This window comes from Thalassospira sp. CA1, from assembly GCF_059052855.1.
In genome coordinates this window covers 160,146-186,244 of sequence record NZ_JBZCIA010000009.1, presented here as the reverse complement: position 1 = coordinate 186,244, position 26,099 = coordinate 160,146, and the positions used below count along the sequence as shown (strand labels likewise).

General features: G+C 55.1%; 25 protein-coding genes and 2 tRNA genes. 1 reads left to right on the top strand and 26 read right to left on the bottom strand.

Annotated elements, in window-relative coordinates; translation table 11 throughout:
• Positions 1 to 44: 44 nt before the first annotated feature.
• The 24 genes from AC5Q5A_RS15620 to AC5Q5A_RS15505 all read right to left on the bottom strand — a co-directional run bounded on the left by AC5Q5A_RS15620 (position 45) and on the right by AC5Q5A_RS15505 (position 23,542).
• The gene (locus AC5Q5A_RS15620; RefSeq protein WP_493895836.1) at positions 45 to 779 is read right to left on the bottom strand and encodes an ABC transporter ATP-binding protein; all 735 of its coding nucleotides are present in this window, start codon (positions 777 to 779) and stop codon (positions 45 to 47) included.
• The gene (locus AC5Q5A_RS15615) at positions 772 to 2,022 is read right to left on the bottom strand and encodes a lipoprotein-releasing ABC transporter permease subunit (RefSeq protein WP_493895835.1); all 1,251 of its coding nucleotides are present in this window, start codon (positions 2,020 to 2,022) and stop codon (positions 772 to 774) included. Before AC5Q5A_RS15615 ends, AC5Q5A_RS15620 begins: the two co-directional genes overlap by 8 nt.
• 113 nt (positions 2,023 to 2,135) lie before the next feature.
• Positions 2,136 to 3,464 (bottom strand): proline--tRNA ligase, encoded by a 1,329-nt coding sequence (proS, locus tag AC5Q5A_RS15610; RefSeq protein ID WP_493895834.1) that lies wholly within the window; start codon positions 3,462 to 3,464, stop codon positions 2,136 to 2,138.
• 150 nt (positions 3,465 to 3,614) lie between these two features.
• Positions 3,615 to 4,082, bottom strand: coding sequence for a hypothetical protein (locus AC5Q5A_RS15605; protein WP_493895833.1), 468 nt, complete (start codon positions 4,080 to 4,082; stop codon positions 3,615 to 3,617).
• A gap of 528 nt (positions 4,083 to 4,610) precedes the next feature.
• Positions 4,611 to 4,850 (bottom strand): DUF1467 family protein, encoded by a 240-nt coding sequence (locus tag AC5Q5A_RS15600; protein ID WP_008891214.1) that lies wholly within the window; start codon positions 4,848 to 4,850, stop codon positions 4,611 to 4,613.
• Between the two features lie 108 nt (positions 4,851 to 4,958).
• Positions 4,959 to 5,363 carry a methylmalonyl-CoA epimerase gene (mce, locus tag AC5Q5A_RS15595; protein WP_008891215.1) on the bottom strand — a complete coding sequence of 135 codons (405 nt, stop codon included), beginning with the start codon at positions 5,361 to 5,363 and terminating at the stop codon, positions 4,959 to 4,961.
• Positions 5,364 to 5,470: 107 nt separating this feature from the next.
• Positions 5,471 to 7,147, bottom strand: coding sequence for a ribonuclease J (locus AC5Q5A_RS15590; protein WP_197147393.1), 1,677 nt, complete (start codon positions 7,145 to 7,147; stop codon positions 5,471 to 5,473).
• A 73-nt stretch (positions 7,148 to 7,220) separates the two neighbouring features.
• Positions 7,221 to 8,015, bottom strand: coding sequence for a type III pantothenate kinase (locus AC5Q5A_RS15585; protein WP_008891217.1), 795 nt, complete (start codon positions 8,013 to 8,015; stop codon positions 7,221 to 7,223).
• A gap of 43 nt (positions 8,016 to 8,058) precedes the next feature.
• Entirely contained in the window at positions 8,059 to 8,817 is a 759-nt protein-coding gene (locus AC5Q5A_RS15580; RefSeq protein WP_493895832.1) for a biotin--[acetyl-CoA-carboxylase] ligase, read from the bottom strand.
• Positions 8,818 to 8,819: 2 nt separating this feature from the next.
• On the bottom strand, positions 8,820 to 10,259 hold the full coding sequence (gene nuoN, locus AC5Q5A_RS15575) for an NADH-quinone oxidoreductase subunit NuoN (protein ID WP_232308431.1): 1,440 nt from the start codon (positions 10,257 to 10,259) through the stop codon (positions 8,820 to 8,822).
• 11 nt (positions 10,260 to 10,270) lie between these two features.
• On the bottom strand, positions 10,271 to 11,788 hold the full coding sequence (locus AC5Q5A_RS15570) for an NADH-quinone oxidoreductase subunit M (RefSeq protein WP_493895831.1): 1,518 nt from the start codon (positions 11,786 to 11,788) through the stop codon (positions 10,271 to 10,273).
• Positions 11,789 to 11,794: 6 nt separating this feature from the next.
• A complete protein-coding gene (gene nuoL / locus AC5Q5A_RS15565) occupies positions 11,795 to 13,798 on the bottom strand; it encodes an NADH-quinone oxidoreductase subunit L (RefSeq protein ID WP_493895830.1) in 2,004 nt (667 codons plus the stop codon).
• 7 nt (positions 13,799 to 13,805) lie between these two features.
• The gene (nuoK, locus tag AC5Q5A_RS15560; protein ID WP_007089416.1) at positions 13,806 to 14,114 is read right to left on the bottom strand and encodes an NADH-quinone oxidoreductase subunit NuoK; all 309 of its coding nucleotides are present in this window, start codon (positions 14,112 to 14,114) and stop codon (positions 13,806 to 13,808) included.
• The gene (locus AC5Q5A_RS15555; protein WP_008891222.1) at positions 14,114 to 14,722 is read right to left on the bottom strand and encodes an NADH-quinone oxidoreductase subunit J; all 609 of its coding nucleotides are present in this window, start codon (positions 14,720 to 14,722) and stop codon (positions 14,114 to 14,116) included. Before AC5Q5A_RS15555 ends, nuoK begins: the two co-directional genes overlap by 1 nt.
• An 83-nt stretch (positions 14,723 to 14,805) precedes the next feature.
• The gene (gene nuoI / locus AC5Q5A_RS15550; protein WP_008891223.1) at positions 14,806 to 15,294 is read right to left on the bottom strand and encodes an NADH-quinone oxidoreductase subunit NuoI; all 489 of its coding nucleotides are present in this window, start codon (positions 15,292 to 15,294) and stop codon (positions 14,806 to 14,808) included.
• Positions 15,295 to 15,325: 31 nt separating this feature from the next.
• A complete protein-coding gene (nuoH, locus tag AC5Q5A_RS15545) occupies positions 15,326 to 16,339 on the bottom strand; it encodes an NADH-quinone oxidoreductase subunit NuoH (RefSeq protein ID WP_008891224.1) in 1,014 nt (337 codons plus the stop codon).
• Between the two features lie 87 nt (positions 16,340 to 16,426).
• Complete coding sequence (gene nuoG, locus AC5Q5A_RS15540) at positions 16,427 to 18,487, bottom strand: NADH-quinone oxidoreductase subunit NuoG (RefSeq protein ID WP_493895829.1); 2,061 nt, start codon at positions 18,485 to 18,487, stop codon at positions 16,427 to 16,429.
• Between the two features lie 27 nt (positions 18,488 to 18,514).
• Positions 18,515 to 19,795 carry an NADH-quinone oxidoreductase subunit NuoF gene (gene nuoF, locus AC5Q5A_RS15535; protein ID WP_008891226.1) on the bottom strand — a complete coding sequence of 427 codons (1,281 nt, stop codon included), beginning with the start codon at positions 19,793 to 19,795 and terminating at the stop codon, positions 18,515 to 18,517.
• Position 19,796: 1 nt separating this feature from the next.
• Entirely contained in the window at positions 19,797 to 20,459 is a 663-nt protein-coding gene (nuoE, locus tag AC5Q5A_RS15530) for an NADH-quinone oxidoreductase subunit NuoE (protein WP_063089383.1), read from the bottom strand.
• Positions 20,456 to 21,634 (bottom strand): NADH-quinone oxidoreductase subunit D, encoded by a 1,179-nt coding sequence (locus AC5Q5A_RS15525; RefSeq protein WP_493895828.1) that lies wholly within the window; start codon positions 21,632 to 21,634, stop codon positions 20,456 to 20,458. Before AC5Q5A_RS15525 ends, nuoE begins: the two co-directional genes overlap by 4 nt.
• A complete protein-coding gene (locus tag AC5Q5A_RS15520) occupies positions 21,634 to 22,263 on the bottom strand; it encodes an NADH-quinone oxidoreductase subunit C (RefSeq protein ID WP_008891229.1) in 630 nt (209 codons plus the stop codon). Before AC5Q5A_RS15520 ends, AC5Q5A_RS15525 begins: the two co-directional genes overlap by 1 nt.
• 19 nt (positions 22,264 to 22,282) lie before the next feature.
• Positions 22,283 to 22,825 carry a NuoB/complex I 20 kDa subunit family protein gene (locus AC5Q5A_RS15515; RefSeq protein WP_040823994.1) on the bottom strand — a complete coding sequence of 181 codons (543 nt, stop codon included), beginning with the start codon at positions 22,823 to 22,825 and terminating at the stop codon, positions 22,283 to 22,285.
• A complete protein-coding gene (locus tag AC5Q5A_RS15510; RefSeq protein ID WP_008891231.1) occupies positions 22,816 to 23,181 on the bottom strand; it encodes an NADH-quinone oxidoreductase subunit A in 366 nt (121 codons plus the stop codon). Before AC5Q5A_RS15510 ends, AC5Q5A_RS15515 begins: the two co-directional genes overlap by 10 nt.
• A gap of 284 nt (positions 23,182 to 23,465) precedes the next feature.
• Positions 23,466 to 23,542: transfer RNA gene (locus AC5Q5A_RS15505), tRNA-Asp, on the bottom strand.
• A 311-nt stretch (positions 23,543 to 23,853) separates the two neighbouring features.
• Here AC5Q5A_RS15505 and fliG point away from each other — a divergent pair.
• Positions 23,854 to 24,873, top strand: a complete 1,020-nt coding sequence (gene fliG, locus AC5Q5A_RS15500; protein ID WP_008891232.1) for a flagellar motor switch protein FliG — start codon at positions 23,854 to 23,856, stop codon at positions 24,871 to 24,873.
• A gap of 120 nt (positions 24,874 to 24,993) precedes the next feature.
• Here fliG and AC5Q5A_RS15495 read toward each other — a convergent pair whose 3' ends face one another.
• Together AC5Q5A_RS15495 and AC5Q5A_RS15490 are read right to left on the bottom strand one after the other, a co-directional pair.
• Positions 24,994 to 25,674, bottom strand: coding sequence for a hypothetical protein (locus tag AC5Q5A_RS15495; RefSeq protein ID WP_287444676.1), 681 nt, complete (start codon positions 25,672 to 25,674; stop codon positions 24,994 to 24,996).
• 180 nt (positions 25,675 to 25,854) lie between these two features.
• Positions 25,855 to 25,931, bottom strand: a tRNA-Val gene (locus AC5Q5A_RS15490).
• Positions 25,932 to 26,099 lie beyond the last annotated feature (168 nt).

Genomic DNA, 26,099 nt, shown 5'->3' with positions numbered 1-26,099 from the left:
CCCATCACAGGCGCGGCAAAACCAGCTTAAAGAATTTTGATCGCTTAGGGAAGATCAGCGGGATCGAGTTCGATCAGATGACCGTCGCGCAGCGTCACCACCCGATCCATCTGGCGCGCCAGTTCCGGGTTATGGGTCGCAATCAGCGACGCCAGACCGGTTTCACGCACCAGTGTCATCAGCATGCCAAACACCGTTTCGGCCGTTTGGGGATCAAGGTTGCCGGTGGGTTCGTCGGCAAACAGCACATCAGGCACGTTGGCCAGCGCACGGGCAATCGCAACACGCTGTTGCTCACCGCCTGACAAACGCGCGGGGCGATGATCAGCACGTTTTTCAAGGCCAAGACAACGCAACAATTCCAGCCCGCGCTCTTCGGCCTCGGCCCGTTTCAGGCCCTTGATCATTTGCGGCATGACGACGTTTTCAAGGGCTGAAAATTCCGGCAGCAAATGATGGTACTGATAGACAAAGCCGATGTGGCTGCGGCGCATTTCAGTGCGTACAAGATCAGACAGATCCGTGCTGCGCTTGCCCCCGATGGACACCAGCCCGCCATCGGGCTTTTCCAACAGACCGGCAATCTGAAGCAGGGTTGATTTACCCGCCCCCGACGGCCCGACAAGGGCAACGATTTCGCCCTGATGGATTTCGAGATCGACCGATTTCAGAATTTCGAGCTGATCGGGGCCCTGATTGAAAATGCGATCAATCTTTTCAAGGCGCAGCACGACTTTGCGCGCGCGTTGTTCAGCGGTTGTTTTCAACAGATCACTCATAACGCAGGGCCTCCACCGGATCGAGGCGAGATGCCCGCCATGCCGGATAGACCGTGGCAAGGAAGGACAATGTCAGCGACATGATGCAAACCATAACGACCTCGCCGACATCCATGTCGGCAGGGAGCTGCGACAGGAAGTAAATCTCGGCATTGAAAAGGTCAGTCCCGGTCAGGCTTTGGATAAACTGGCGGATATTTTCGATGTTCAGGCAGAACAGAACCCCAATGACCAGACCAGAAATCGTGCCCAGCACACCGATGGAGGCACCAGCCAGGAAGAACACCTTCATGATCGATTGGCGGGTTGCGCCCATGGTGCGCAGGATGGCGATATCACGCCCCTTGTCCTTTACCAGCATGACCATGCCGGAAATGATGTTAAAGGCGGCCACAAGGATGATCAGGGTCAGGATCAGGAACATCACATTGCGTTCGACCTGAAGCGCATTAAAGAACCCGGCATTGGATTGTTGCCAATTGACCAGACGCAAGGATTGCCCGGACAAGCTTGTCAGCAATTCCTCCATCGTGTCATCAAGTGCGCCGATATCTTCAAGCATCACTTCAAAATGGGTGATTTTTTCCGGCAGGCGGAAATAGACCTGAGCGGCCTCAAGCGGCATGAAGATAAAGCCGCTGTCATATTCATACATGCCGATATCAAACAAGCCCGCCACGGTATAACCACGCACACGCGGCACGGAACCAAATGCCGTGACATTGCCCTTGGGCGAAATCAGGTTGACCGTATCGCCAACGCCCACGCCGAGCTTCATGGCCAGACGCGCGCCCATGATCACGGTGTCTTCGCCCTTGAAGTCATCAAGGGAACCGAAAACGATATTATCGGCGATGGTTTCACGTTTTTTGACATCTTCGGGGCGCATGCCGCGCACAATGGCACCGGATGCACGGCCGTTTTTCGATGCCATCACCTGCCCTTCGACCACCGGCACGGTCAGAACCACATTGCCGTTTTTGGCAATCTCGTCTTCGATCTTGGCGTAGTCGCCAAGGCCACCATTGCCCTGTGCATAGACCGAGATATGGCCGTTCAACCCGAGAATTCGGCCAAGCAGTTCCGCCCTGAAACCATTCATCACCGACATGACAATGATGAGTGTCGCAACACCCAACATGATGCCGAGCAACGAGAAGATGGCGATGACGGAAACAAAGCCTTCCTGCCGACGTGGACGCAGGTAGCGAAAGGCCACCATACGTTCGAACGGACTGAACATGGGCAATCGATCCTTGTGGAAGCGGGTCAGGAAAAAGGTATGAACAAAGAACTTAGCGTTCAAACCGAAAATGGCAACGGGGCAGCACAAGCTGCCCCGTCTGAAAGCGTATTTTATCCGGCGCTGAGCTGATTAAGCGCCGCTTCGAAGGTGACTTCGGTTTTCTCACCCGATTTGCGGTTCTTGAGTTCAACAACGCCGTTCTTGAGGCCTTTGGGGCCAATGACGATCTGCCAGGGCAGACCGATCAGATCCATATCAGCAAACTTGCCACCTGCACGAATGTCGCGGTCATCATAAAGGACCTCGATCCCGGCGTTGGTCAGTTTGGCATAGGCATCTTCACAAGCGGCATCGCATTCATCATCACCGGTACGCAGGTTGATCAGGCCAACCTTGTAGGGCGCGACAGATTCCGGCCAGATGATGCCGTTTTCGTCGTGGGATGCCTCGATCAATGCACCGACAAGGCGCGACACGCCAATGCCGTATGAGCCCATCTGAACCGGAACTTCGGTGCCATCCGGACCAAGGACGGTTGCGCCCATCGGTTCGGAATATTTGGTGCCAAAGTGGAAGATGTGACCGACTTCGATGCCGCGCGTGGTGACAAGGTCATCACCAAGGGCCGTTACCGCCTCGTTGCTGGCATCATGCATTTCTTCGGTCGCGGCGTAATCTTCAAGCGTGCCCTGTACCCAGTTTTCAAGGCCGGTACGATCATTGAGATCGACACCCTTGCCAGTCAGATCCTTGTCCAGCCACTTCTTGTCGCAGAACACTTCACTTTCGCCGGTATCGGCCAGAATGATGAATTCGTGGCTAAGATCACCGCCGATCGGGCCGGTATCGGCCACCATCGGGATCGCCTTGACGCCCAGACGGGTAAAGGTGCGGCAATAGGCGAGGAAGATCTTGTTATAGGTATGACGCGCGCTTTCGTAATCGATATCGAACGAGTAAGCGTCTTTCATGTAGAATTCGCGCCCCCGCATCACGCCAAAGCGCGGGCGGATCTCGTCGCGGAATTTCCACTGGATATGATAGAGCAGCTGCGGAAGCTGTTTATAAGAGCGCACATCCTTGCGGAAGATGTCGGTGATCGCTTCTTCGTTGGTCGGACCAAACAGCATCTTGCGATCATGACGGTCGGTGATGCGCAGCATCTCAAGACCGTAATCATCATAACGACCACTTTCCTGCCACAGCTCGGCCGGCTGAATGGTTGGCATCAGAAGCTCGTTAAAGCCGATCTTGTCCTGTTCTTCGCGAACGATCTGTTCGATCTTTTTAAGAACACGGTGGCCGAGTGGCAGCCAGGAATAGATCCCTGCGGTCAGCTGACGCACCATACCGGCGCGGAGCATCAGACGATGGGACGCAATCTGGGCTTCCGAAGGGGTTTCCTTCAGGGTCGGCAGAAAGAACTGGGAAAGACGCATCAATGCCTCGTGATGATCAGATCTGAATATTTGGGTCTGTAATAACCTTGCCCGGAAAATGCGACAGAGCCGCCCGAAACGCAAGCCGGAACTTGCTTTATATCATCGATGGCTGGTTAAGGACCAAAGATGGCAAAACGACGACGGCAATCAACGAAAGCCCGCCTTGCGGCATGCATCAATCAGTTCAGCGTTATTGGCATCATCGCCAAGTGGCTGATCGTTAAAATAAACCCGCCCGTTGCGATAGGTGATCTTGCCGATATTCTGTTCGCCGCTGACCCCGTCCGGCACGGTGATCCCGGAATATTTGAAGAAGTCGATGGTGACCGGGAATTCGATTTCCTTGGGCAGCGACTTCAAGATGTTGCTGCCCCCGTTTAAATCGGCCGGGGCAACCGCATTGCCGCGCACGTCAACACCCGGTTTGTACGCCACATCGTCGTCGGGCACATGCGTGACCAACTCCTTGCAGGCAGCACGCGTAACGATGATCGTTGGTGCCGGTGCCTCACTTGTTGCTGCAGCATCATCCGCAGCACCGCCATCCGTTTGTTCTGTTGCAGAGGGGAATGGGGATTCGTCCTGCGCCTTGGCCGTGATGGGTGGAGACACCATCAGCATCACCGCGGCGACAGGCGCCAATAGTCTGATTTTATGACCAAATCTGGCATTTGAAATAGATTGGACCAATGAAAACTGGGGCATGATTTAGTTTCGTCCTATCTGTGTGCAGTGCAGCAACGATTCATTTGTGAAGTTTGGTCAAAACATCTTGCATAAAAACGAAACATGTGGCTTTTTAGTCGTCCGCTAACGGCGCAAGATCGTTGCGGAAGGCGTATCGCAGCCGCTCATAAAATTGCGGGAGGCTTTGTTGCCAATAAGCATACAAGAAGCAGGCGCGACGTCGAAATAAAACCTGTGCATAAGCCCAGGTCTTAGGAGGAAGTATAAAAAGATTACGGGAAAACAGCTATAAAAATAGCGTCTTAGCAAGATCCTTGTGATCTTGCTTTTTTTTTGCCCCTGCCCCATCCTACGCGCCGAGCCATGATTTTTCTGCAGGGCTTAGGACGCGCCAAACGACAAAACCCCGCACAAAATGTTGCGGGGTTTTATGTTTTGCGGCTTGGGACAAACGCCTTATTGCGGCGGCCGGACTTCGATCATTCCGCTGGTGATGACAAACCATGCGACCACCCACAGGATTGCCGAAATCAGACTGGTGGCGAGGATCTTTTTCCACATATGCGGCTTTTCCGGTGCGCCACTATCATGGCCCGGTTCAACATTTTCGACCCGCTTCACACCGACCGGCAGCACCATGAACAGAACCAGCCACCAGATAACGATGTAAACAAGAAGTCCGGAAAACCAGTTCATAAGGGTGCCTTCGGGTTGGATGCAGCATCTGAATGTTTAAAAGACGATAGAAACGCCCAACCTGTTTTGCAAGGCCGGACGTTGTGAGGCGGATCTCGTGGGGTTAGATCAAACCTGTTCGAGTTCGACCAGGGTTCCGTTGAAATCCTTGGGATGCAAAAACAGAACCGGCTTGCCATGAGCACCGATCTTGGGTTCACCATCACCCAGAACACGTGCTCCACTTGCCTGCAGCTTGTCACGCGCGGCCAGAATGTCATCGACCTCGTAGCAGACATGATGAATGCCGCCCGACGCGTTCTTTTCAAGGAAACCCTTGATCGGGGAATTGTCCCCCAACGGATAGAGCAGTTCGATCTTGGTATTGGGCAGTTCGACAAACACAACCGTCACGCCGTGATCGGGTTCGTCTTGCGGCTCTGAGACCTTTGCGCCCAGAACATCGCGATATTGCGCAATCCCGGCCTCTAGATCCGGCACAGCAATCGCAACGTGGTTCAGCCGTCCTATCATGGTGTTCTCCTAACGTCTTTCATCTGCCCGATTGGGGCCAATCTAGGACGGTGAACATCTTTAAGACAACTGCGCTTTTGGTCGAATGCGGTTGCCTGCGTGCTTAATCAGCCCTGCTCTTTCACGCGCGCCAGATGCACTTCGATCAGCGGGCGTTTGCCCATGCGTTGACGCACCGGACGGCGCAGGGCCTGACGGACGGCAAGGATCACTGTGGCATCATCCATGACTTCTTCGTCATTAAGCTGATCAATGCGATTGCCGATTTCGGCCGCAAATTGATCCAGACGGGTTTCTTCGCCGGGCTCGTCAAACAGGCTGGGAGCCGTGATCATCGGTTCATTGACCATTTCGCCAAACTGGTTGAGCACCACGGTCACAAACATCACCCCGTTCCAAACGATGCGATTGCGGTTACGGAATGTATCGGCATCGCGTTTAAGCAACCGGCCACCATCAAGGGCAAGAACACCGGCCTCTGCCACGCCGATAACGTGGGCATCACCGGGGGCCAACCGAATGACCGTGCCGTCATGCGGGATCACCTGTTCCGGGATCTGGCATTCCGCACCAAGGGCAGCCTGTTCGCACAGATGGCGGGTTTCGCCATGGACCGGGACCAGGATTTTCGGGCGGGTCAGCTGATACATGCGCGTCAGGTCTTCACGGCCCGGATGGCCCGACACGTGGATCGGTTCATCGCGCGCGGTGATGACTTTGACGCCACGGCGGATCAGCAGGTTCTGGATATAGCCAATCGACTTTTCATTGCCCGGAATTTCACGCGCCGAGAACACCACGGTATCGCCCGGATCGAGTTGGACGGTGGGATGATCGCCCTTGGCAATGCGCGACAATGCGGCACGCGGTTCGCCCTGTGACCCGGTGCAAAGCAAAAGCACCTGATCCTTGGGCACTTCCATCGCGTCTTCGTCGGTCAGAAGGTTCGGATAGCCTTTGAGGTAGCCGACTTCACGCGCGGCCTCTGTCACGCGGTTAAGCGATCGACCGGCAAGACCAACACAGCGGCCGTTTTCATGGGCGGCTTCGATCACCGACTGCACACGGGCAACGTTGGTGGCAAAGCAGGCAACGGCAATGCGCCCCTGCGGATGTTCGGCGAACAGTTTGGACAGGTTCTTGGCGACGTCGCCTTCGGAGCCTGTTTTGCCCTCCGAGAACACATTGGTCGAATCACAGACCAGTGCCATGACGCCTTCATCGCCCAGTGCTTCGAGCTTTTTGACATCCGATGCCTCGCCAATCTGGGGGTCGGGATCGAACTTCCAGTCGCCGGTATGGACAATCAGGCCTTTAGGCGTGCGGATGGCAAGGGCGTTGGGCTCCAGGATCGAGTGCGTCATGGTGACGAATTCGATATCAAAGCAACCAAGCTGGAACCGCCCGCCCAGTTCGATCACATGGATCGGCACCTGGTCGGCAAAATCGGTTTCGGACAGCTTGGCCTTAAGAAATTCGGCGGCAAACGGGGTCGCGTAAATCGGGCATTTCAAGCGCGGCCACAGATACGGCACCGCGCCCAAGTGATCTTCGTGCGCGTGGGTCAGGACCAGACCAAGCAGCTTGTCCTTGCGTTCCTCGATAAAGGTCGGGTCGGGCATGACCACATCGACGCCCGGCAGGCCTTCCTCGCCGAACGAAACCCCCATATCGACCATCAACCATTGATCGTCATAGCCATAAAGGTTCAGGTTCATGCCAATTTCGCCGGAACCTCCGAGCGGCACGAACAAAACGTCATCTTTTGGCAAATACAAATCCACGGAAGCTATATCCTTTGTTTTCGGCGCATCAATTACATGCGGGATAATCGTTCCCCTTGCGTCACGCAAGTCTTTATCCTGTAGGGCGTTCGGTCTGCTGGCTGTTGCGACGATAGATCATCAACAAACCCAGCATGGTCAGATCACCATGCAGATATTCAATTTCATCAACCGCCTTGGTAAAGAGCGGCGCAAGCCCACCGGTTGCCACGACTTTCATCTGGTCGACATTTTGCTGTTGGCGAATACGCGCAAGCAACCCTTCGATCATCGAGACATAGCCCCAATAGACCCCTGACTGCATGGCTTCGACCGTGTTTTTACCCACCACACTGCGCGGGGCTTCGATCGCGACCATTGGCAACTGGGCCGCGGCCATATGCAGGGCCTTGATCGACAGGTTGACCCCCGGCGCAATCACACCGCCAAGATAATCACCATTGCCGTCGACCACGTCAAAGGTCGTGGCCGTGCCGAAATCAAGCACCACCAGCGGCCCGCCAAACAGTTCATGGGCGGCAATCGCGTTGACAAGGCGGTCTGCACCCACCTCGCTTGGTCGGTCCATGATGATTTTCATATCAAGATTGACCGCAGGATCACCGACAACCATCGGTTCGACATTGAAATAGCGGCGACACAGGGTCTTTAGGCTGAATTCCGCGGCCGGAACCACGGTGGCGATAATCGCCCCCGTAATCGCATCCTTGGGCACGCCAGACAGCGTGAAAAGATGGTGCAACCACACGCCCAACTCGTCCGCGGTGCGTTCGGTGGTGGTGGAACAGCGCCACTGGCCCTTGATGGTATCGCCATCAAAAACCGCAAAGACGATGTTGGTGTTCCCGGCGTCAATCGCAAGCAACATGATGCTTACAAGCCTCCGCTACAAAGCAAGCTATTTGGTGATATCAGGCGGCAAAGAACACTTCGCCAGCCCCGATGCGGTGCTCAAAACCGCTGTCTTCTCTTAGGATAAGTTCGCCACCCTCATCAAGCCCGACGAAAGTTCCTTGAAGTTCGCGTTCGGTCAGGCGGGCGACAACCGGTTTACCAATGCCATATCCGCGCGCCAGCCAGGCTTCGCGGATCGGCGCAAAACCGTCCTGTTCCCAGATCGGCAACCAGTGTGCAACGCGCGCGACATAGGTTGATATCAGATCCGTAACCGAAACCGGGGAGCCCAAAGCCGCCAACGAGGTTGCCGGGCGTTCGGCATCGTCGGGGAAAAAGGCGACATTCACCCCTGCCCCAATCACAAGATAGTCGGTTGCTGACCCCTGATTGGACGCACTTTCAAGCAGGATACCGCAAATCTTGCGATCATTGACCATCAGGTCATTGGGCCATTTGCAATCCGGACGCACCATGCCGCCTGTGACGGTTTCAACCGCCTCGGCCATGGCAACAGCGATCAGGAAGGTCAGACGGGCGGCTTCGGCCAGTGAACAGGTCGGACGCAGCAACAGCGACGAATACAGATTACCCACCGGTGACGACCAAGCACGGCCACGGCGGCCGCGACCGGAAGTCTGGGTTCTGGCTATAACAAGGGCGCCACTTTGGGCGCCCTTGTCTGCGAGGCGCTTGGCCTCTTCATTCGTGCTGTCGATCGCATCCCTTTCGTGAAGGGTGAAACCTTCGGGAAGACGGATCGTTCGCAATGCCATTCTTACATCCCAAACAGCGATGCCGCGGCAACAGCTGCGCTATCCATCAGCGGGTTCGGGAAGAAGACGAAGGCCAGGATGATGATCGTGGCAACCGCCATGATGACATTCATCTCGGTACCATTGCGATCAAAGCCTTCGACCGGCTCGTCGAAATACATGACCTTGATGATACGCAGGTAGTAATAGGCACTGACAACCGAGGTCACGAGGCCAATGACTGCAAGCGTCACAAGACCGGCATCAACGGCTGCCTTGAAGACATAGAACTTGCCAAAGAAGCCAGCCAGCGGCGGGATACCTGCCATCGAGAACATGAAGATCGCAGTGATCGCAGCCATCAGCGGCTTGGTTTTGGCAAGACCGGCAAGATCGGTGATTTCCTCGTTCATGCGGTCATTACGACGCATGCACAGGATGACGGCAAAGGTGCCAAGGTTCATGACAAGGTAGATACCCAGATAAACCAGAACACCGGTGACACCTTCCTGCGTGCCTGCGGCCAGACCGACAAGTGCGAAACCAACGTGACCGATGGACGAATAGGCCATCAGACGTTTGATGTTTTCTTGACGGAGTGCGGCAAAGGAACCAACCGCCATCGACAGGATGGAGATCAGGACAATGATCTGCTGCCAGTCTTCGACAGCACCGCCAAACGGACCAACGGCAACGCGGATGAACAGCGCCAGTCCGGCAATCTTCGGGGCAACCGCAAAGAAGGACGTGACCGGGGTCGGCGCACCTTCATAAACGTCCGGGGTCCACATGTGGAACGGAACAGCGGAAACCTTGAAGCACAGACCGGCAAAGATGAAGGCCAGACCGACCAGCGCACCCAACGGCAGTTCACCACCGACAAGGGTATTGCCCAGAACGGTGAAGTTCGTGGTGCCGGTGAAGCCATAGACCATCGACATGCCATACAGCAGGATGCCCGAAGCGATCGAACCGAGGATGAAGTATTTCAGACCCGATTCCGTCGAACGCACGGTGTCACGGCGGATGGCAGCGACAACATAAAGTGCAAGTGACTGCAGTTCGAGACCAAGATACAGCGACAGCATATCGGTTGCCGATACCATCGCCATCATGCCAAGGGTGGCAAGAGAGATCAGGATCGGGAACTCGAAGCGTGCCATGTTTTCACGCTCGGCAAAGTTCATGGCCATGATGATGCCGGTTGCAGAACCGATCAGGATCAGGACCTTGCAGAACTTGGCAAACGGATCAGCACTGAACTGACCAAAGAATGCCGAACCACCATCACCCATCACCACCAGTGCGATGGTAATGACCTGGGCGGCAACTGCCAGCCAGGATACGGTGCGGAAGGATTTGTCCTTGCCGGCGAAAACCCCAAGCATCAACAGCGCCAAGGCAGAAACTGCCATAAACATTTCGGGCAGCGCGGCCCCGAGGTTGAGCATAGAAACTCCCATGTTCATTCCCCTCAATTCGCAGCCAGCTGGGCGGCTTGTGCCGCTGCAGCCTGGGCCGTTTCGACCTGGTTGACGAGGTTCTCAACTGAGACATGCATGATGTCGAGGAAGGAGACCGGATAGACCCCCATCCACAGAACGATGATCACCAATGGTGCAAAGATAATCCATTCACGCGGGCTCAGATCGAGGATGGTTTTCAGGTTCTCTTTGGTGAGTGCCCCGAAAATAATCCGGCGATAGAGATACAGCGCATAGGCCGCACCAAGGATCAGTCCGGTTGCCGCAAAGAATGCGACCCAGGTGTTGGCTTCGAACGCACCCAGAAGTGCGAGGATTTCACCAACGAACCCGCCCGTACCCGGCAGACCAACCGATGCCATGGTGAAGAACATGAAGATCAGTGCGTAGCTCGGCATACGGTGGACAAGACCACCATAGGCTTCGATTTCACGGGTATGGATACGGTCATAGACCACACCGACACACAGGAAGAGTGCACCGGAAACCACACCGTGGCTGAGCATCTGGAAGATCGAACCTTCGATACCATGCTGGTTAAAGGTGAATGCACCGATGGTAACAATCCCCATATGGGCGACCGACGAATATGCAATCAGCTTTTTCATGTCCTGCTGCGCAAGGGCGACCAGCGACGTATAGATGATAGCAACAATCGACAGCGTGAAGACGAGCGGTGCGAAGGTTTCAGACGCCAACGGCATCATCGGCAGCGAGAAACGCAGAAAACCGTAACCACCCATTTTCAACAGCACGCCAGCCAGGATCACAGAACCAGCCGTCGGTGCCTCAACGTGGGCATCGGGCAGCCAGGTATGGACCGGCCACATCGGCACCTTGACGGCAAACGATGCAAAGAAGGCCAGCCACAGCCAGAGCTGCATATTATAATCGAAGCCGTATTCCATCAGGGTCGGGATATCGGTAGTGCCCGCTTCGAAATACATCGCAAGCAGTGCCACCAGCATCAGGACCGAACCAAGAAGGGTATAAAGGAACAGCTTGAATGCCGCATAAACGCGACGCTGACCACCCCAGACGCCGATGATGATGAACATCGGGATCAGGACGCCTTCGAAGAACAGATAGAACAGCAGACCGTCAAGGGCACTGAACATGCCGACCATCATCGTTTCAAGAACGAGGAAGGCGATCATGTATTCCTTCACGCGCTTCTGGATCGCTTCCCATGCCGACAGAATGCAAATCGGTGTGAGGAAGGTCGCAAGCAGGACGAAGAGGACGGAAATACCGTCAACGCCCATGTGATAGGAAATGTTCAGACCCGGCATCCAGTCCGCCTGCTCGACGAACTGGAAATCTGCGGTCGTTGCATCGAAGTTCACCCACAGCATCAAGGATACGAGGAATGTGAACCCCGAGGTCCAAAGCGCAACCCAACGGGAATTGCGGGCAACAGTCGCCTCTTCACCATTGATCAGCAGCAGCAGGGCTGCACCGACCAGCGGCAGGAAAGTGACGATCGAAAGAATTGGCCAATCACTCATCGCCCGTTAACCCATCTTCCAAATTGTGTAGGAGACCAGCGCTGCAATGCCGATCAGCATCGCAAATGCATAGTGATAGACGAAACCACTCTGAATGGCGCTGACGCGACGTGCGATGTTACGGCAAGCAGCTGCCACACCATCCGGACCGCAACCATCAATGATGGCACCATCCCCTGATTTCCAGAATCCATAGCCCAAAGCAAAGGCCGGCTTGACGAAAATCTTGTCATAGAGCTCGTCGAAGTACCATTTGTTCAGCGCGAAGCGGTAAACACCGTTGAAGGTGTTGGCCAGCGTGCGCGGAAGCGACGGTACGAGCTTGTACATGACAATCGCAAGCGACAGACCGGTGATCATGGCAACAAACGGTGCCCATTTCACCCAACCCGGAACATGGTGTGCATTTTCCAGAGCATTGTGACCTTCGGCCATGAAGAGTGCGCCATTCCAGAAGGTCAGCATTTCTTCAAAGTCGCCGCCACCGAACCAGTCCTTGGCGAACCAGCCGGCAAAGACAGCACCGACGGTCAGGAACAGGAGCGGACCGGTCATGATCGCCGGGCTTTCATGCACGTGCGCCATGGTGCGTTCATCAGCGCGCGGTGCGCCGAAGAAGGTCAGGAAGATCAGACGCCAGCTGTAGAACGAGGTCATCAGAGCCGCAAGGATACCTGCCCAGAACGCATACAGGCCAACGCCGGTATGTGCCCCATAGGCGCTTTCAAGGATAAGGTCCTTGGAATAGTAACCCGCAAAGCCCGGAACACCGGTAATCGCAAGTGTCCCAATCACCATCACAGCAAAGGTCAGCGGAACCATTTTGGCGATGCCGCCCATCTTGCGCATGTCCTGTTCATCGGACATGGCATGGATGACCGAACCGGCACCAAGGAACAGAAGCGCCTTGAAGAAGCCGTGTGTCATCAGGTGGAAGACACCTGCCGAATAAGCCGACACGCCGCAGGCAAAGAACATATAGCCCAGCTGCGAACAGGTCGAATAGGCAATGACGCGCTTGATGTCGTTCTGAACACAGCCGATGGTGGCTGCGAAGAACGCAGTCGACGCACCAACGATGGTCACGATCATCAGGGTGGTTTCAGCATATTCAAAGATCGGCGACAGACGCGCGACCATGAATACACCAGCCGTCACCATGGTTGCCGCGTGAATAAGGGCGGAAACCGGGGTCGGGCCTTCCATTGCGTCCGGAAGCCAGGTGTGCAGACCAAGCTGCGCCGATTTACCCATCGCGCCGATGAACAGCAGGAAGCAGGTAATCTCGAGTGCGGAGAATTCATGGCCCAGGAACATCAAGGTTGCGCCTGCGACTTCTTCGGCATTGCCAAAGATGACGTCGAACTGAACGCTGTCGAACAGGACATAAACCGCAAAGATACCAAGGGCAAAGCCGAAGTCACCGACACGGTTGACGATGAAGGCTTTCATCGCAGCCGCCGACGCAGACGGTTTGGAATACCAGAAGCCGATCAGAAGGTAAGACGCCAGACCAACGCCCTCCCAGCCGAAGAACAGCTGGATCAGGTTGTCGGCGGTAATCAGCATCAGCATCGCAAAGGTGAACAGGCTGAGATACGCCATGAAGCGCGGCTTGTCCGGATCATGCGACATATAGCCGATGGAATAGATGTGAACCATCGAGGACACACCGGTGACAACAATCAGCATCACACAGGTCAGCGTATCGATACGCAGCGACCAGGACGCATCAAAGCTGCCCGAGGAAATCCAGGTAAACAGTTCAATCACAACCGGGTTGCCGCCCAGGGCAACATCGACAAAGGCAAAGATCGAAATCACAAAGGAAATCACGACACCGGCAACGGTGACCAGCTGTGCCAGACGATCAGACGAGGACACACCATGATGGTGATGACCATGGCTGTCATGCGGGGCATCCTTTGCGGTCGACATGGCGCCGACCAGCGTGATGGCCCCGGCAAGGATTGCCGCGATCAGGGGCAGGAATACAATCAACGGATACATATCTGCCTTACCCCTTCATCATGTTGATGTCTTCAACCGCGATGGTGCCGCGGTTACGGAAATAGACGACCAGGATCGCCAGACCAATTGCCGCTTCAGCCGCAGCAACCGTCAGAACGAAGATGGTAAATACCTGTCCGACGAGGTCGCCGAGGAACGACGAGAACGCGACCAGATTGATATTGACCGCCAGCAGCATCAGCTCGATCGACATCATGATGATGATGACGTTCTTGCGGTTCATGAAGATGCCGAAGATCCCGAGTGTGAAAAGGATCGCCGCGACGGTCAGATAATGTGCAAGACCGATTTCCATCAGATCCCCCTTCCGACCGGAACTTTTTTGACTTCAAGCGTATCAGCGCGGGTACGCTTGACCTGCTCGGAGATTTTCTGACGACGGACACCTTCACGGTGACGCAGTGTCAGGACAATTGCGCCAATCATCGCAACAAGCAGAACCAGACCAGCCGCCTGGAAGATGTATGCGTAATCGGTGTAGATCAGTTGACCGAGTGCTTCGACGTTGGTCAGACCTGCCGGTGTCGGCTGCGCGAGAACCGCGACCGCCTCATCCGTAAGGGTCCAGCCAGCGCCAACCAGTGCCAGTTCGACAAAAAGAACAACCGCGATCAGAACGCCGATCGGCAGGTAGTTCAAAAAGCCCTGACGCATTTCGACAAAGTTAATGTCGAGCATCATTACGACGAACAGGAACAGGACTGCAACCGCGCCGACATAGACGACGACGAGCAGCATGGCGAGAAACTCGGCACCCAGCAGGACGAAAAGTCCGGCTGCGTTAAAGAATGTCAAGATCAGCAACAGTACCGAATGCACCGGGTTGCGAACGGTCACAACCGCAGTCGCGGACAAGACCGCGACGGTAGCAAACAGGTAAAAAGCCAAAGCCTGTACGACCATAAGGTACCCCCTTGGCGAACCGTTGCTGCCCCTTTGGCAAACAACGGCCCATGAACTCTCTTTCTAACGATCAGACGCGACACTTACCGATAAGGTGCGTCTGCCTCCAATCGTGCAGCAAGCTCGGCTTCCCAACGCTCGCCGTTTGCCAGCAGCTTGTCCTTGTCATAGAACAGCTCCTCGCGGTTTTCGGTTGCGAACTCGAAGTTCGGACCTTCGACGATGGCATCCACCGGGCAGGCTTCCTCGCAGAAGCCACAGTAAATGCATTTCGTCATATCAATGTCGTAACGCGTGGTACGACGCGAACCGTCGTTGCGCGGCTCGACCTCAATGGTGATGGCCTGTGCCGGGCAAATGGCTTCGCAAAGTTTGCAGGCGATGCAACGCTCTTCGCCGTTCGGGTAACGGCGCAGTGCGTGTTCGCCACGGAAACGCGGGCTCAGCGGACCTTTTTCGTACGGGTAGTTGATCGTCACCTTGGGCTTGAACATGTATTTCAAGGTGAGCGCCATTCCCGAAACGAGTTCCGCGAGCAGGAAGCTCCGGGCCGTCCGATCAATAAATGACATCGTTTACCTCTCTCTTTCCGATGCGCGGCGATCAGGCCGGGACCTTGTCAAAAACAACGAGGAACGTGGCAACCAGCATGACCCATGCGAAGGACAGCGGCAGGAAGATTTTCCAGCCCAGACGCATCAGTTGGTCATAACGGTAACGCGGGAAGGTTGCACGAACCCACAGGAAGATGAACAGAACGAAGCAGATCTTGATGATGAACCAGATTGCGCCCGGGATGAATTCGAGGAACGGCAACGGCGCGCTCCAGCCACCCAGGAACAGAATGGCGCACAGGCCACTCATCAGGATCATGTTCGCGTATTCACCCAGGAAGAACAGCGCAAAGGTCATTGCCGAATAGTCGACGTTATAACCCGAGACCAGTTCGGCTTCCGCTTCGGGAAGGTCAAACGGTGCGCGGTTGGTTTCTGCCAGAATGGATACGATGAAGACGATGAACATCGGGAAGTGATAAACGAAGTTCCACTCCCAGATACCACCAACCTGCCCGCGGACAATGTCGCTGAGGTTCAGCGAACCGGTCGTCAGCAGGACCGAGATGATGATCAGGCCAATCGAAATCTCATACGAGACCATCTGGGCGCCGGAACGCAGCGCACCAAGGAAGGCGTATTTGGAGTTCGATGCCCAACCGGCCATCACGATACCGTAAACACCCAGCGAAGAAATCGCGAAGATGTAAAGAATACCGACATTCAGATCGGCCAGAACCATGCCCTCGTCGAACGGAATAACCGCCCAGGCAATGATTGCCAGAATAAAGGTCAGCATCGGGGCGATGATGAACACGCCCTTGTTCGCGCTGCTCGGAATGATTGTTTCTTTCAGAAACAGCTTCAAACCATCGGCAAGCGGCTGCAGAAGGCCAAACGGCCCCACAACGTTCGGGCCCTTACGGAGCTGAATAGCACCGATGACCTTACGCTCGGCGTAGGTCAGATAGGCGACAGCACCCAGCAACGGCAGAACAATCGCCAGAATTTTGGCGACGATCCAGACGAGCGGTTCAATATATCCGTCCCAAAGAAGTTCCATCGGTCAAACCGTATCTTTTGCGTTTCGTCCCAAAATTGGGACACCCCCTTGCGGGATGAGCGACGATCAGATCGTCGCTCCCCTTACTCAGGCAACCTTCTCGGCAGCCGCATCCTTGACAAAGGCCTCAGTACATTTGGCCATCGTCACCGAAGCACGGCTGATCGGGTCGGTCATATAGAAATTGCGAACCGGCGATACGAAGCCATCAGACTTCATGTCACCTGACACACCGAAATCGGTCCATTCTGCCTTGGTCGGAACGTTCAGCGACGCGAAGGTCGGGCTGAGTTCCACCATGCGCGAGCGAACGGCATCGATATTGTTGTATGGCAGGGTCAGATCCAGCGCACCGGAAAGTGCACGGACAATCGCCCAGTCCTCACGCGCGTCACCAACCGGGAAGATCGCACGCCAGCCCTGCTGGGCGCGGCCCTCGGTGTTGACATAGGTGCCATTCTTTTCGGTGTAAGCAGCCCCCGGCAGGATCACGTCGGCTGCCTGCGCACCGGCATCGCCCATAGCACCCTGGTAAATGACAAATGCCTTTTCCAGTTTGCTCATGTCGACTTCGTCGGCACCCAGAAGATAGACAACCTCGATATCGCCTTTGGCGGCACCATCGAGAATGTCATTGGTTGCCAGACCGCCCTCACCCGGCACGAAGCCGAGATCAAGACCGCCAACACGCGATGCCGCGGTGTGCAGAACGTTAAAGCCGTTCCATTCACCGGAAACCATGCCGTATTTCTCGGCAATGGCGCGGGTGGCAGCAAGAACCGCGTCACCGTCTTCACGGTTTAGCGCGCCCATGCCGACAATAATCATCGGCTTTTCAGAAGCCTTGAGGACCTTGGCGAACTCGTTCTTGCCATCCAGGATTTCCTGAAGGGTTTCCGGACCGGCACCAAGATAATCGTTCTTGTAGGTCGGATCCCACTTTTCACCAATGATGCCGACTTTGAAATCGCCAGCCGTCGAACGCCAGCGTTTGCGCAGACGGGAATTGATGATCGGTGCTTCGGCACGGACATTGGCACCAACGATCAGGCAGGCATCTGCCTCGTCAATACCGGCAATCGTGCTGTTGAAGATATAGGAGGCACGCGGGCCGCCAATCTTCGAGCCGTCCTGACGGCAATCAAGGTTCGGCGAACCAAGCTTACCCATCAGATCTTTCAGCGCGGTCATCGATTCACAATCAACCGTGTCACCCGCAAGGGCGGCAATTTTCTTGCCATCCAGGCCGGAAACCTTTGCCTTGATCGCAGCAAATGCTTCGTCCCAGCTTGCCGGCTGCAGCTTGCCATCCTTGCGAACATACGGACGGTCAAGGCGCTGACGTTTCAGGCCATCAATGGCGTAACGGGTTTTATCCGAAATCCATTCTTCGTTGATGTCTTCGTTGGTGCGCGGCAGAACGCGCATCACTTCGCCGGTACGGGCATCGATACGAATGTTCGAGCCAACCGCGTCCATGACATCGACGCTATCGGTTTTCTTGAGCTCCCACGGACGCGCGGTAAACGCATACGGCTTGGAAGTCAGCGCACCGACCGGGCACAGGTCAACCAGGTTGCCTGAAAGCTCGGAGTTGATGGAGGCTTCGATATACGGTCCGACTTCGGTGTCCTCGCCACGGTAAACAGCACCCATGGTGCCGACACCGGCGACTTCCTCGGAGAAGCGAACGCAACGTGTGCAGTGGATGCAACGGGTCATGATCGTTTTGACGATCGGGCCCAGTTCCTTGTCCTTCACCGCGCGTTTTTTCTCGGCGTAACGTGAAGAGTCAAAACCATAGGCCATGGCCTGGTCCTGAAGATCACATTCACCACCCTGGTCACAAATCGGGCAATCCAGCGGATGGTTGATCAGCAGGAATTCCATCACGCCGTTGCGTGCCTTTTTCACAAGGTCGGAATCGGTTTTGATCACCATTCCATCTGCCGCAGGCATGGCGCAGGATGCGACCGGTTTCGGCGCACGTTCCATTTCCACCAGACACATACGGCAGTTGCCGGCGATTGACAGGCGTTCGTGATAGCAGAAACGCGGGATTTCCTTACCGGCCTCTTCACAGGCCTGAAGGACTGTCGCCCCGGCTTCTACTTCAACTTCAATACCGTCAACTGTTAGTTTCGGCATGTCTCAATCCCTCTCAACAGGCCTCTCTCAGGCCGCGATCCGTGCGCGATATTCCTTGATCCGACGTTCCATTTCGGGACGGAAGTGACGGATAAGGCCCTGAATCGGCCATGCAGCCGCATCGCCAAGCGCACAAATGGTGTGGCCTTCGACCTGTTTGGTCACATCCCACAACAGATCAATCTCATCGAGCGTGGCTTCGCCGCGAACCATGCGCGTCATCATGCGCATCATCCAGCCGGTACCTTCACGGCACGGCGTGCACTGACCACAGCTTTCATGCTTGTAGAATTCCGACAGACGCGCGATCGCGTAGACAATGTCAGTCGACTTGTCCATGACGATCACAGCAGCGGTACCAAGACCGGAGCCAACTTCACGCAGACCGTCAAAGTCCATCAGAACATCATCACAAACGTCTTTTGGCATCAGCGGAACAGACGAACCGCCCGGAATAACCGCAAGAAGGTTGTCCCAGCCGCCACGAACGCCGCCGCAATGCTTTTCGATCAGTTCCTTGAGCGGGATGCTCATGGCTTCTTCGACAGTGCACGGCTTTTCGACGTGACCGGAAATGGCAAACAGCTTGGTGCCGTGGTTATTTTCGCGGCCAAAACCGGCGAACCACGAACCGCCACGACGCAGAATGGTCGGAACAGCGGCAATCGATTCGACGTTGTTGACCGTGGTCGGGCAACCGTAAAGGCCTGCGTTCGCCGGGAACGGCGGTTTCAGGCGCGGCTGGCCTTTTTTACCTTCAAGGCTTTCGATCAGGGCGGTTTCTTCGCCACAGATGTAAGCACCGGCACCGAGATGCAGGTAAAGATCAAAATCCCAACCCGAACCACAGGCGTTCTTACCGATCAAACCGGCTTCGTAAGCCTCGTCAATCGCGCGCTGCAGGTTGGATGCCTCGTGATAGAACTCACCACGGATATAAATATAGGCCGCATGCGCATTCATCGCGAAGCTGGCCAGAAGGCAACCTTCGACCAGGGTGTGCGGATCATTGCGCATGATTTCGCGGTCTTTACAAGTACCCGGCTCGCCTTCGTCGGCGTTCACAACCAGGTAGCTCGGACGACCATCAGATTCCTTGGGCATGAAGGACCATTTGAGGCCAGTCGGGAAGCCAGCGCCCCCACGACCACGCATACCGGATGCTTTCATCTCGTCGATGATCCAGTCGCGGCCTTTTTCGATCAATGCCTTGGTACCATCCCAGTTACCACGGGACTGCGCGCCTTTAAGGCCGAAATCCTGGAAACCATACAGGTTGGTAAAGATACGATCCTTATCCTGCAGCATATCAGGCGTCCCCTTCGCTTGCATCAGCATCCTGCGGGGCTGCGCCGCAGCCACAGAATGCCTTCAGAACCTTCGGACCATCGATCGGCTCGCACCCTTTGCGGCCGCTCTGCGGACCGGCTTTCGGCTTCTCGCCCTTTTTGAGGGCATCGAGGATGGCCTTGGTCGTTTCCGGCGTGAGGTCTTCGTAATAATCGTCGTTGATCTGCATCATCGGTGCGTTGACACACGCGCCAAGGCATTCGACTTCGATCATGGTGAACTGACCGTCTTCGGTGGTTTCACCAACGCCAATGCCGAGTTCCTTTTTGCAGGTATCGACAACGTCGGCAGAACCGCGAAGCCAGCACGGCGTGGTGGTGCAAACCTGGATGAAGTTCTTACCCACCGGGGCAAGGTTATACATCGTATAGAAGGTTGCGACCTCGTAGACGCGAATGGCCGGCATTTCGAGCATGTCGGCAATGTAATCCATTGCGACGGTCGGAACCCAGTTACCTTCGGTCTGACGCTGTGCCAGATCAAGCAGCGGCATGACCGCGCTCTGCTGGCGGCCTTCCGGATACTTGGCGATGATCTTCTTTGCTTTTTCCTGATTTTCAGGCGTGAAAGCAAAGCTGGTCGGCTGAAGCTCTTTCGGAGCTGGTCTTCTCAAATGGCTCATCGGTCAATCTCACCGAACACGATATCTAGCGACCCGATATTGGCAACGACGTCGGCCAGCATGTGACCTTTGGACATGAAGTCGATGCCTTGGAGGTGCGGGAACCCCGGGGCGCGGATTTTGCAGCGATACGGACGGTTCGAGCCATCCGAAACAAGATACACACCAAACTCGCCTTTCGGTGCCTCGACCGCGGCATAGCATTCGCCAGCCGGTACGTGGAAACCTTCGGTGAAGAGTTTGAAGTGGTGAATAAGGGCTTCCATCGAACGCTTCATTTCGGCGCGCGACGGCGGTGCCACTTTGTTATTTTCAACAATGACAGGGCCATCCGGCATATTTTTGATGGCCTGCTTGATGATCTTCAGCGACTGCCACATTTCCTCGAAACGGACAAGGAAGCGGTCATAGCAATCGCCGTTCTTGCCGACAGGAATGTCGAAGTCGAATTCTTCGTACGAGTCATAGGGCTGCGATTTACGCAGATCCCACGCCAGGCCCGATGCACGGATGTTCGGACCGGTGAAGCCCCAATCAAGGGCTTCTTCGGCGCTTACGATACCGATATCGACCGTACGCTGTTTGAAGATACGGTTGCCGGTCAGAACACGGTCGAAGTCTTTCATAAAGATTTCGTAATGGTCTGCCCATGCGTCGATATCATCAAGCAAGCCTGCCGGAAGATCGGCAGCAACGCCCCCCGGACGGAAGTAGTTGGCGTGAAGACGGGCGCCACAGGCGCGCTCATAGAATTCCATGAGCTTTTCACGTTCTTCAAAGCCCCACAGAAGCGGGGTCATCGCACCAACGTCCAGTGCGAACGCGGTCAGGTTCAGAATGTGGTTCAGAATACGACCGATTTCCGCATACAGAACACGGATATACTGCGCACGCTTCGGCACTTCGACGCCCATCAGCTTTTCGATGGCCAGGCAATATGCATGTTCCTGGTTCATCGGTGCGACATAGTCGAGACGGTCGAAATACGGGGTTGCCTGAATATAGGTCTTATATTCGATCAACTTTTCCGTACCACGGTGCAGAAGACCAATATGCGGGTCGGAACGTTCGACGACTTCGCCGTCCATTTCCAGAACCAAACGCAGAACGCCGTGCGCCGCAGGGTGCTGCGGGCCGAAGTTCATGGTCATGTTTTTGATTTTTTGTTCGGACATCAGGCGTTGCCCTCCGCCTTTTCATCACCCGGAAGAACATGCTGGATGCCTTCCCATGGGCTTTCGAAATCGAAATTACGGAAATCCTGAACCAGTTTGACCGGCTCGTAGACAACACGCTTCTGTTCGTCATCATAACGCACTTCGACATACCCGGTCAGCGGGAAGTCCTTGCGCAGCGGATGACCTTCAAAACCGTAATCGGTCAGAATACGGCGGGGATCCGGGTGACCGGCGAAGAAGATACCGTACATGTCCCACGCTTCGCGCTCGAACCAGTCGGCGGCGCTGAACAGCGAAACACAGCTTGGTACCGGGGTGTCTTCGTCAGTACGGACCTTCACACGAATGCGCAGGTTATGCTTGAGAGACAGCAGGTGATAGACAACGTCGAAACGCTCAATGCGTTCCGGGTAGTCCGCACCACAAACATCAATAAGCTGCTTGAACAAGCAGCCGGTATCATCCCGAAGGAAGGTCAGAACTTTAAGGATATCATCGCGCTTGGCGACGATGGTCAGCTCGCCGTAACGAATCTCGCTTTCGAGAATTTCGTTGGCCAGCTGTGACGCCACCAGATCTTTCAGATCTTTCAAAGCAGCGCTGTTATCGCTGAGCAGTTCGCTCATGCAAGCCCCCTATTACGGATCAGCGTGTCAGGACACCGGTACGGCGGATTTTCTTTTGCAGCTGCATCACGCCATAAATCAGCGCTTCGGCTGTCGGCGGGCACCCGGGAACGTATACGTCCACCGGCACAACGCGATCACAACCGCGCACCACCGAATAAGAATAGTGATAGTAACCGCCGCCATTGGCGCACGAGCCCATCGAAATAACCCAGCGCGGCTCTGCCATCTGGTCATAGACCTTACGCAGTGCCGGGGCCATTTTGTTGGTCAGGGTACCAGCAACGATCATCACGTCCGACTGACGCGGGCTTGGGCGGAAAACCAGACCGTAACGGTCAAGGTCATAACGCGACGCCGCCGAATGCATCATCTCAACAGCACAGCAGGCCAGACCGAAAGTCATCGGCCACAAGGAACCGGTGCTTGCCCAGCTTGCGAGTTTATCGAGATTGGCAAGGACAAAGCCCTTGTCGTTCATCTCGTCAAACACGCCCTTAAGCATTGCATCCTGATCCGAACCGGGTGCCAGGGGTGCGCCTGAGTTGGTGCTCACTCCCATTCCAAAGCTCCCTTCTTCCATTCGTAGATAAAGCCGACCGTCAAAACAGCCAGGAAGATCACCATCGATACAAAGCCGAATGTTCCGATATCACCGAGGGTTACAGCCCACGGGAACAGGAAGGCGACTTCGAGGTCGAAAATAATGAACAAGATTGCGACCAGATAGAACCGAACGTCGAACTTGATGCGCGCGTCTTCGAACGGCGCAAACCCGCATTCGTATGCGGACAGTTTCTCAACATCCGGTGCCTGCTTGGCAAGAACCAGCGACGCGATGACGATTACCGCCGAAAGACCGACGGCGATCCCGATGAACACCAGGATCGGAAGATATTCCGAAAGAAGCTCTTGCATCTCTCTGACCTCTCAAGAACAGGCCTTTTGACCCGACCAGGTCCCCACCTGGCCAATTACGGCGCACCATAACGTATGCACCGCACAAGTTCCAGTCCCCAAGCACGTTGAACATGCTCTAAGACCGGAAACTTTCTAATCTTTTTACCGTTTACTATCGTCCGATATCGGGCTGGACGTCGAGATGATCAAGACCCAATCGTGCGAAGCAGCATTAGCAACACAAGAAAAGGCGACCGCGGAAAAGACAATTCGCCCTAAAAAAGACAACAGATGATGGATCATGGCGCGAGCGACGAGACTTGAACTCGCGGCCTCCGGCGTGACAGGCCGGCGCTCTAACCAACTGAGCTACGCCCGCAAAATGACCATCAATCGGCGCGCCTTTGTTAGACCACCCCCCAAACCAAGTCAAGCAGCTAGCAACGATTTCAACCCATTCGACAATTGCGCCCGCAAACATCACCCTTTGCGGGGTAATTTGGCCCCGAAATTGTACGGCATTAATCAATTTTGTACATTTAGGGCGCTTTATACCGATGGGGCTTTGCAAAGGGATGTCGGCTTTTATAGAATTGTTGACAAATAACCCCTATCTTACGGTGCGATAGAGGCAGGTTCGGGCGTCAGGTTCCACCCCGAACAGAGTCATTACGACGGAGAAGACCACCCGTGGGGCGCGTAAAAGAAGAATACAGATCACTGGCCGGACCTGAAAAGGCAGCGATTCTCATGCTTGCTCTTGGGGAAGAGCACGCAACCAAGATGTTCAGCATGATGGATGACGAGGAAATCAAAGAGATTTCCCAAACCATGTCGAGCCTGGGTACGATCAACTCCAATATCGTTGAGCGCCTTTTTGTCGAATTCGCTGACCAGCTTTCTTCAACCGGCTCGCTGGTTGGTTCGTTTGATACCACCGAACGCCTGCTTTCCAAGGTACTGCCCGAAGACCGCGTGAACGGCATCATGGAAGAGATCCGCGGTCCTGCGGGTCGTACCATGTGGGACAAGCTGAACAACGTGAACGAAGCGGTTCTGGCGAACTACCTTAAAAACGAATATCCGCAAACCGTCGGTGTGGTTCTGTCCAAACTCAAACCCGCACATTCTGCGTCGGTTCTCTCGCTTTTGCCGGAAAACTTCTCGATGGAAGTCATCATGCGTATGTTGCGCATGGAAGCGGTTCAGAAAGAAGTCCTCGACAACATTGAAAAGACGCTGCGCACCGAGTTCATGTCGAACCTTGCGCGCGGTTCGCGTGGTGATAACCATGAACTGATGGCGGATATCTTCAATAGCCTGGACCGCCAAAGTCAGGACAGATTCCTTACTGCGCTTGAAGAACGCAACCGTGACTCGGCCGAGAAGATCAAGGCGCTTATGTTCACCTTCGAAGACCTTGCGCGGCTTGACAACAACGGCGTTCAGACGCTGCTGCGTCAGGTCGAAAAGGACAAGCTTGCTCTGGCCCTGAAAGGGTCGACCGATCAGATGCGCGACCTGTTCTTCAAGAACATGTCCGAACGTGCCGGCAAGATGATGAAGGAAGATATGGACGCGCTTGGCCCGGTCCGTCTGTCCGACGTCGAAGAGTCGCAAATGATGATCGTCCAGCTGGCCAAGGAACTGGCCGCACAGGGCCAGATCGTCATTTCCGAAGGCGGTGCCGAAGACGAAATGGTCTTCTAGCCCCCACCAAAATACCGCAACTGCACAAACACCAAAGGGACAGCCAATGCTGTCCCTTTTTTCGTTCGTCAGGCGCGATCAGATGGGGGAATATCCCAAGCTAAGCCAAACTACCCTGCCCTAGCCGAGAATGACGTTAGGAACCGGATCAGAGATCGACTGAATTTCCCAGCGCAGGCGGTTCTGACCATTGATTTCACGGAATTCTGCTGCGTTGTGGCTCCTCACCCCTGCGGTCGTACGGACCTCAATCTTGCCGGTCATCTGGTAGCCGAGTGCAGTCAGGCGATCCTGATACTGATCAGGCACAAAGCCACCCCGAATTTCAACGGTGTTTCGTTCTGAATTAAAGAACATTTCCAGTATGCGCGATTGCCGACGGACAAAGACGAAGCTTTTTTCGCGCATGATGTTGCCGCGCTTTTCATAGACCATGTTAAACACACCGCGCCCGGTATAGGTCAGCTGCCTTACAGCCGAATCGCGCTTGAGATCGGCCAAAACCTTGGCGACCTTTTCCTTTTCACCCTCCGCATCCAGGCTCTTGTCCAGAAGACCTTGGGTGATGTTTGGCTGCACCAGCAAACCACGGTAGCTCAGGCGATAATCGCCATTACGCTCCATGGAAAGATCAATGGTGAAGGCCTCGGGCAGATAGCAGCTGGCAAGCATTACCGGCAGGCATAAAACGATCAGAACCTGTCGGCATATCGACCATGTTTGACGCGCGAACCGCTTTGGCATTGCGACAAGGCTAATACGCTCAGGGCCAGACGGATGGCGGGCCGGATTACTGTTCATCTTGAAGGTTCCGATTCTCTTGACCATGGCATCAACAGTGCCTGTCCGCCGACCAAGCGTCAACTTATACAAGCCCCTGTCCGAAGGACGATATGGGGAAGCAAAGCAACTGCTTACAAGGCGTCGGGATACGCAAAATCCGGAAACGAAAAAAGGCAGCCTTTAGGGCTGCCTTTATCATGGTGGGTGATGAGAGATTCGAACTCCCGACCCTCTCGGTGTAAACGAGATGCTCTAACCAGCTGAGCTAATCACCCTTTTGCAAACCGCGCTGTTCTGCGGAAGCGGGCGGAACTTACCATGGTTTTCCCAAAAAGCAATGCCAGTTTTGCATAAAAATGTAACTTCTATTTCAGGGCGGATTATCTTTGGCAAATGCTCAACCCAAGCCAGCCAAAACAGCATGATTTCCCCGTATTTTCAGG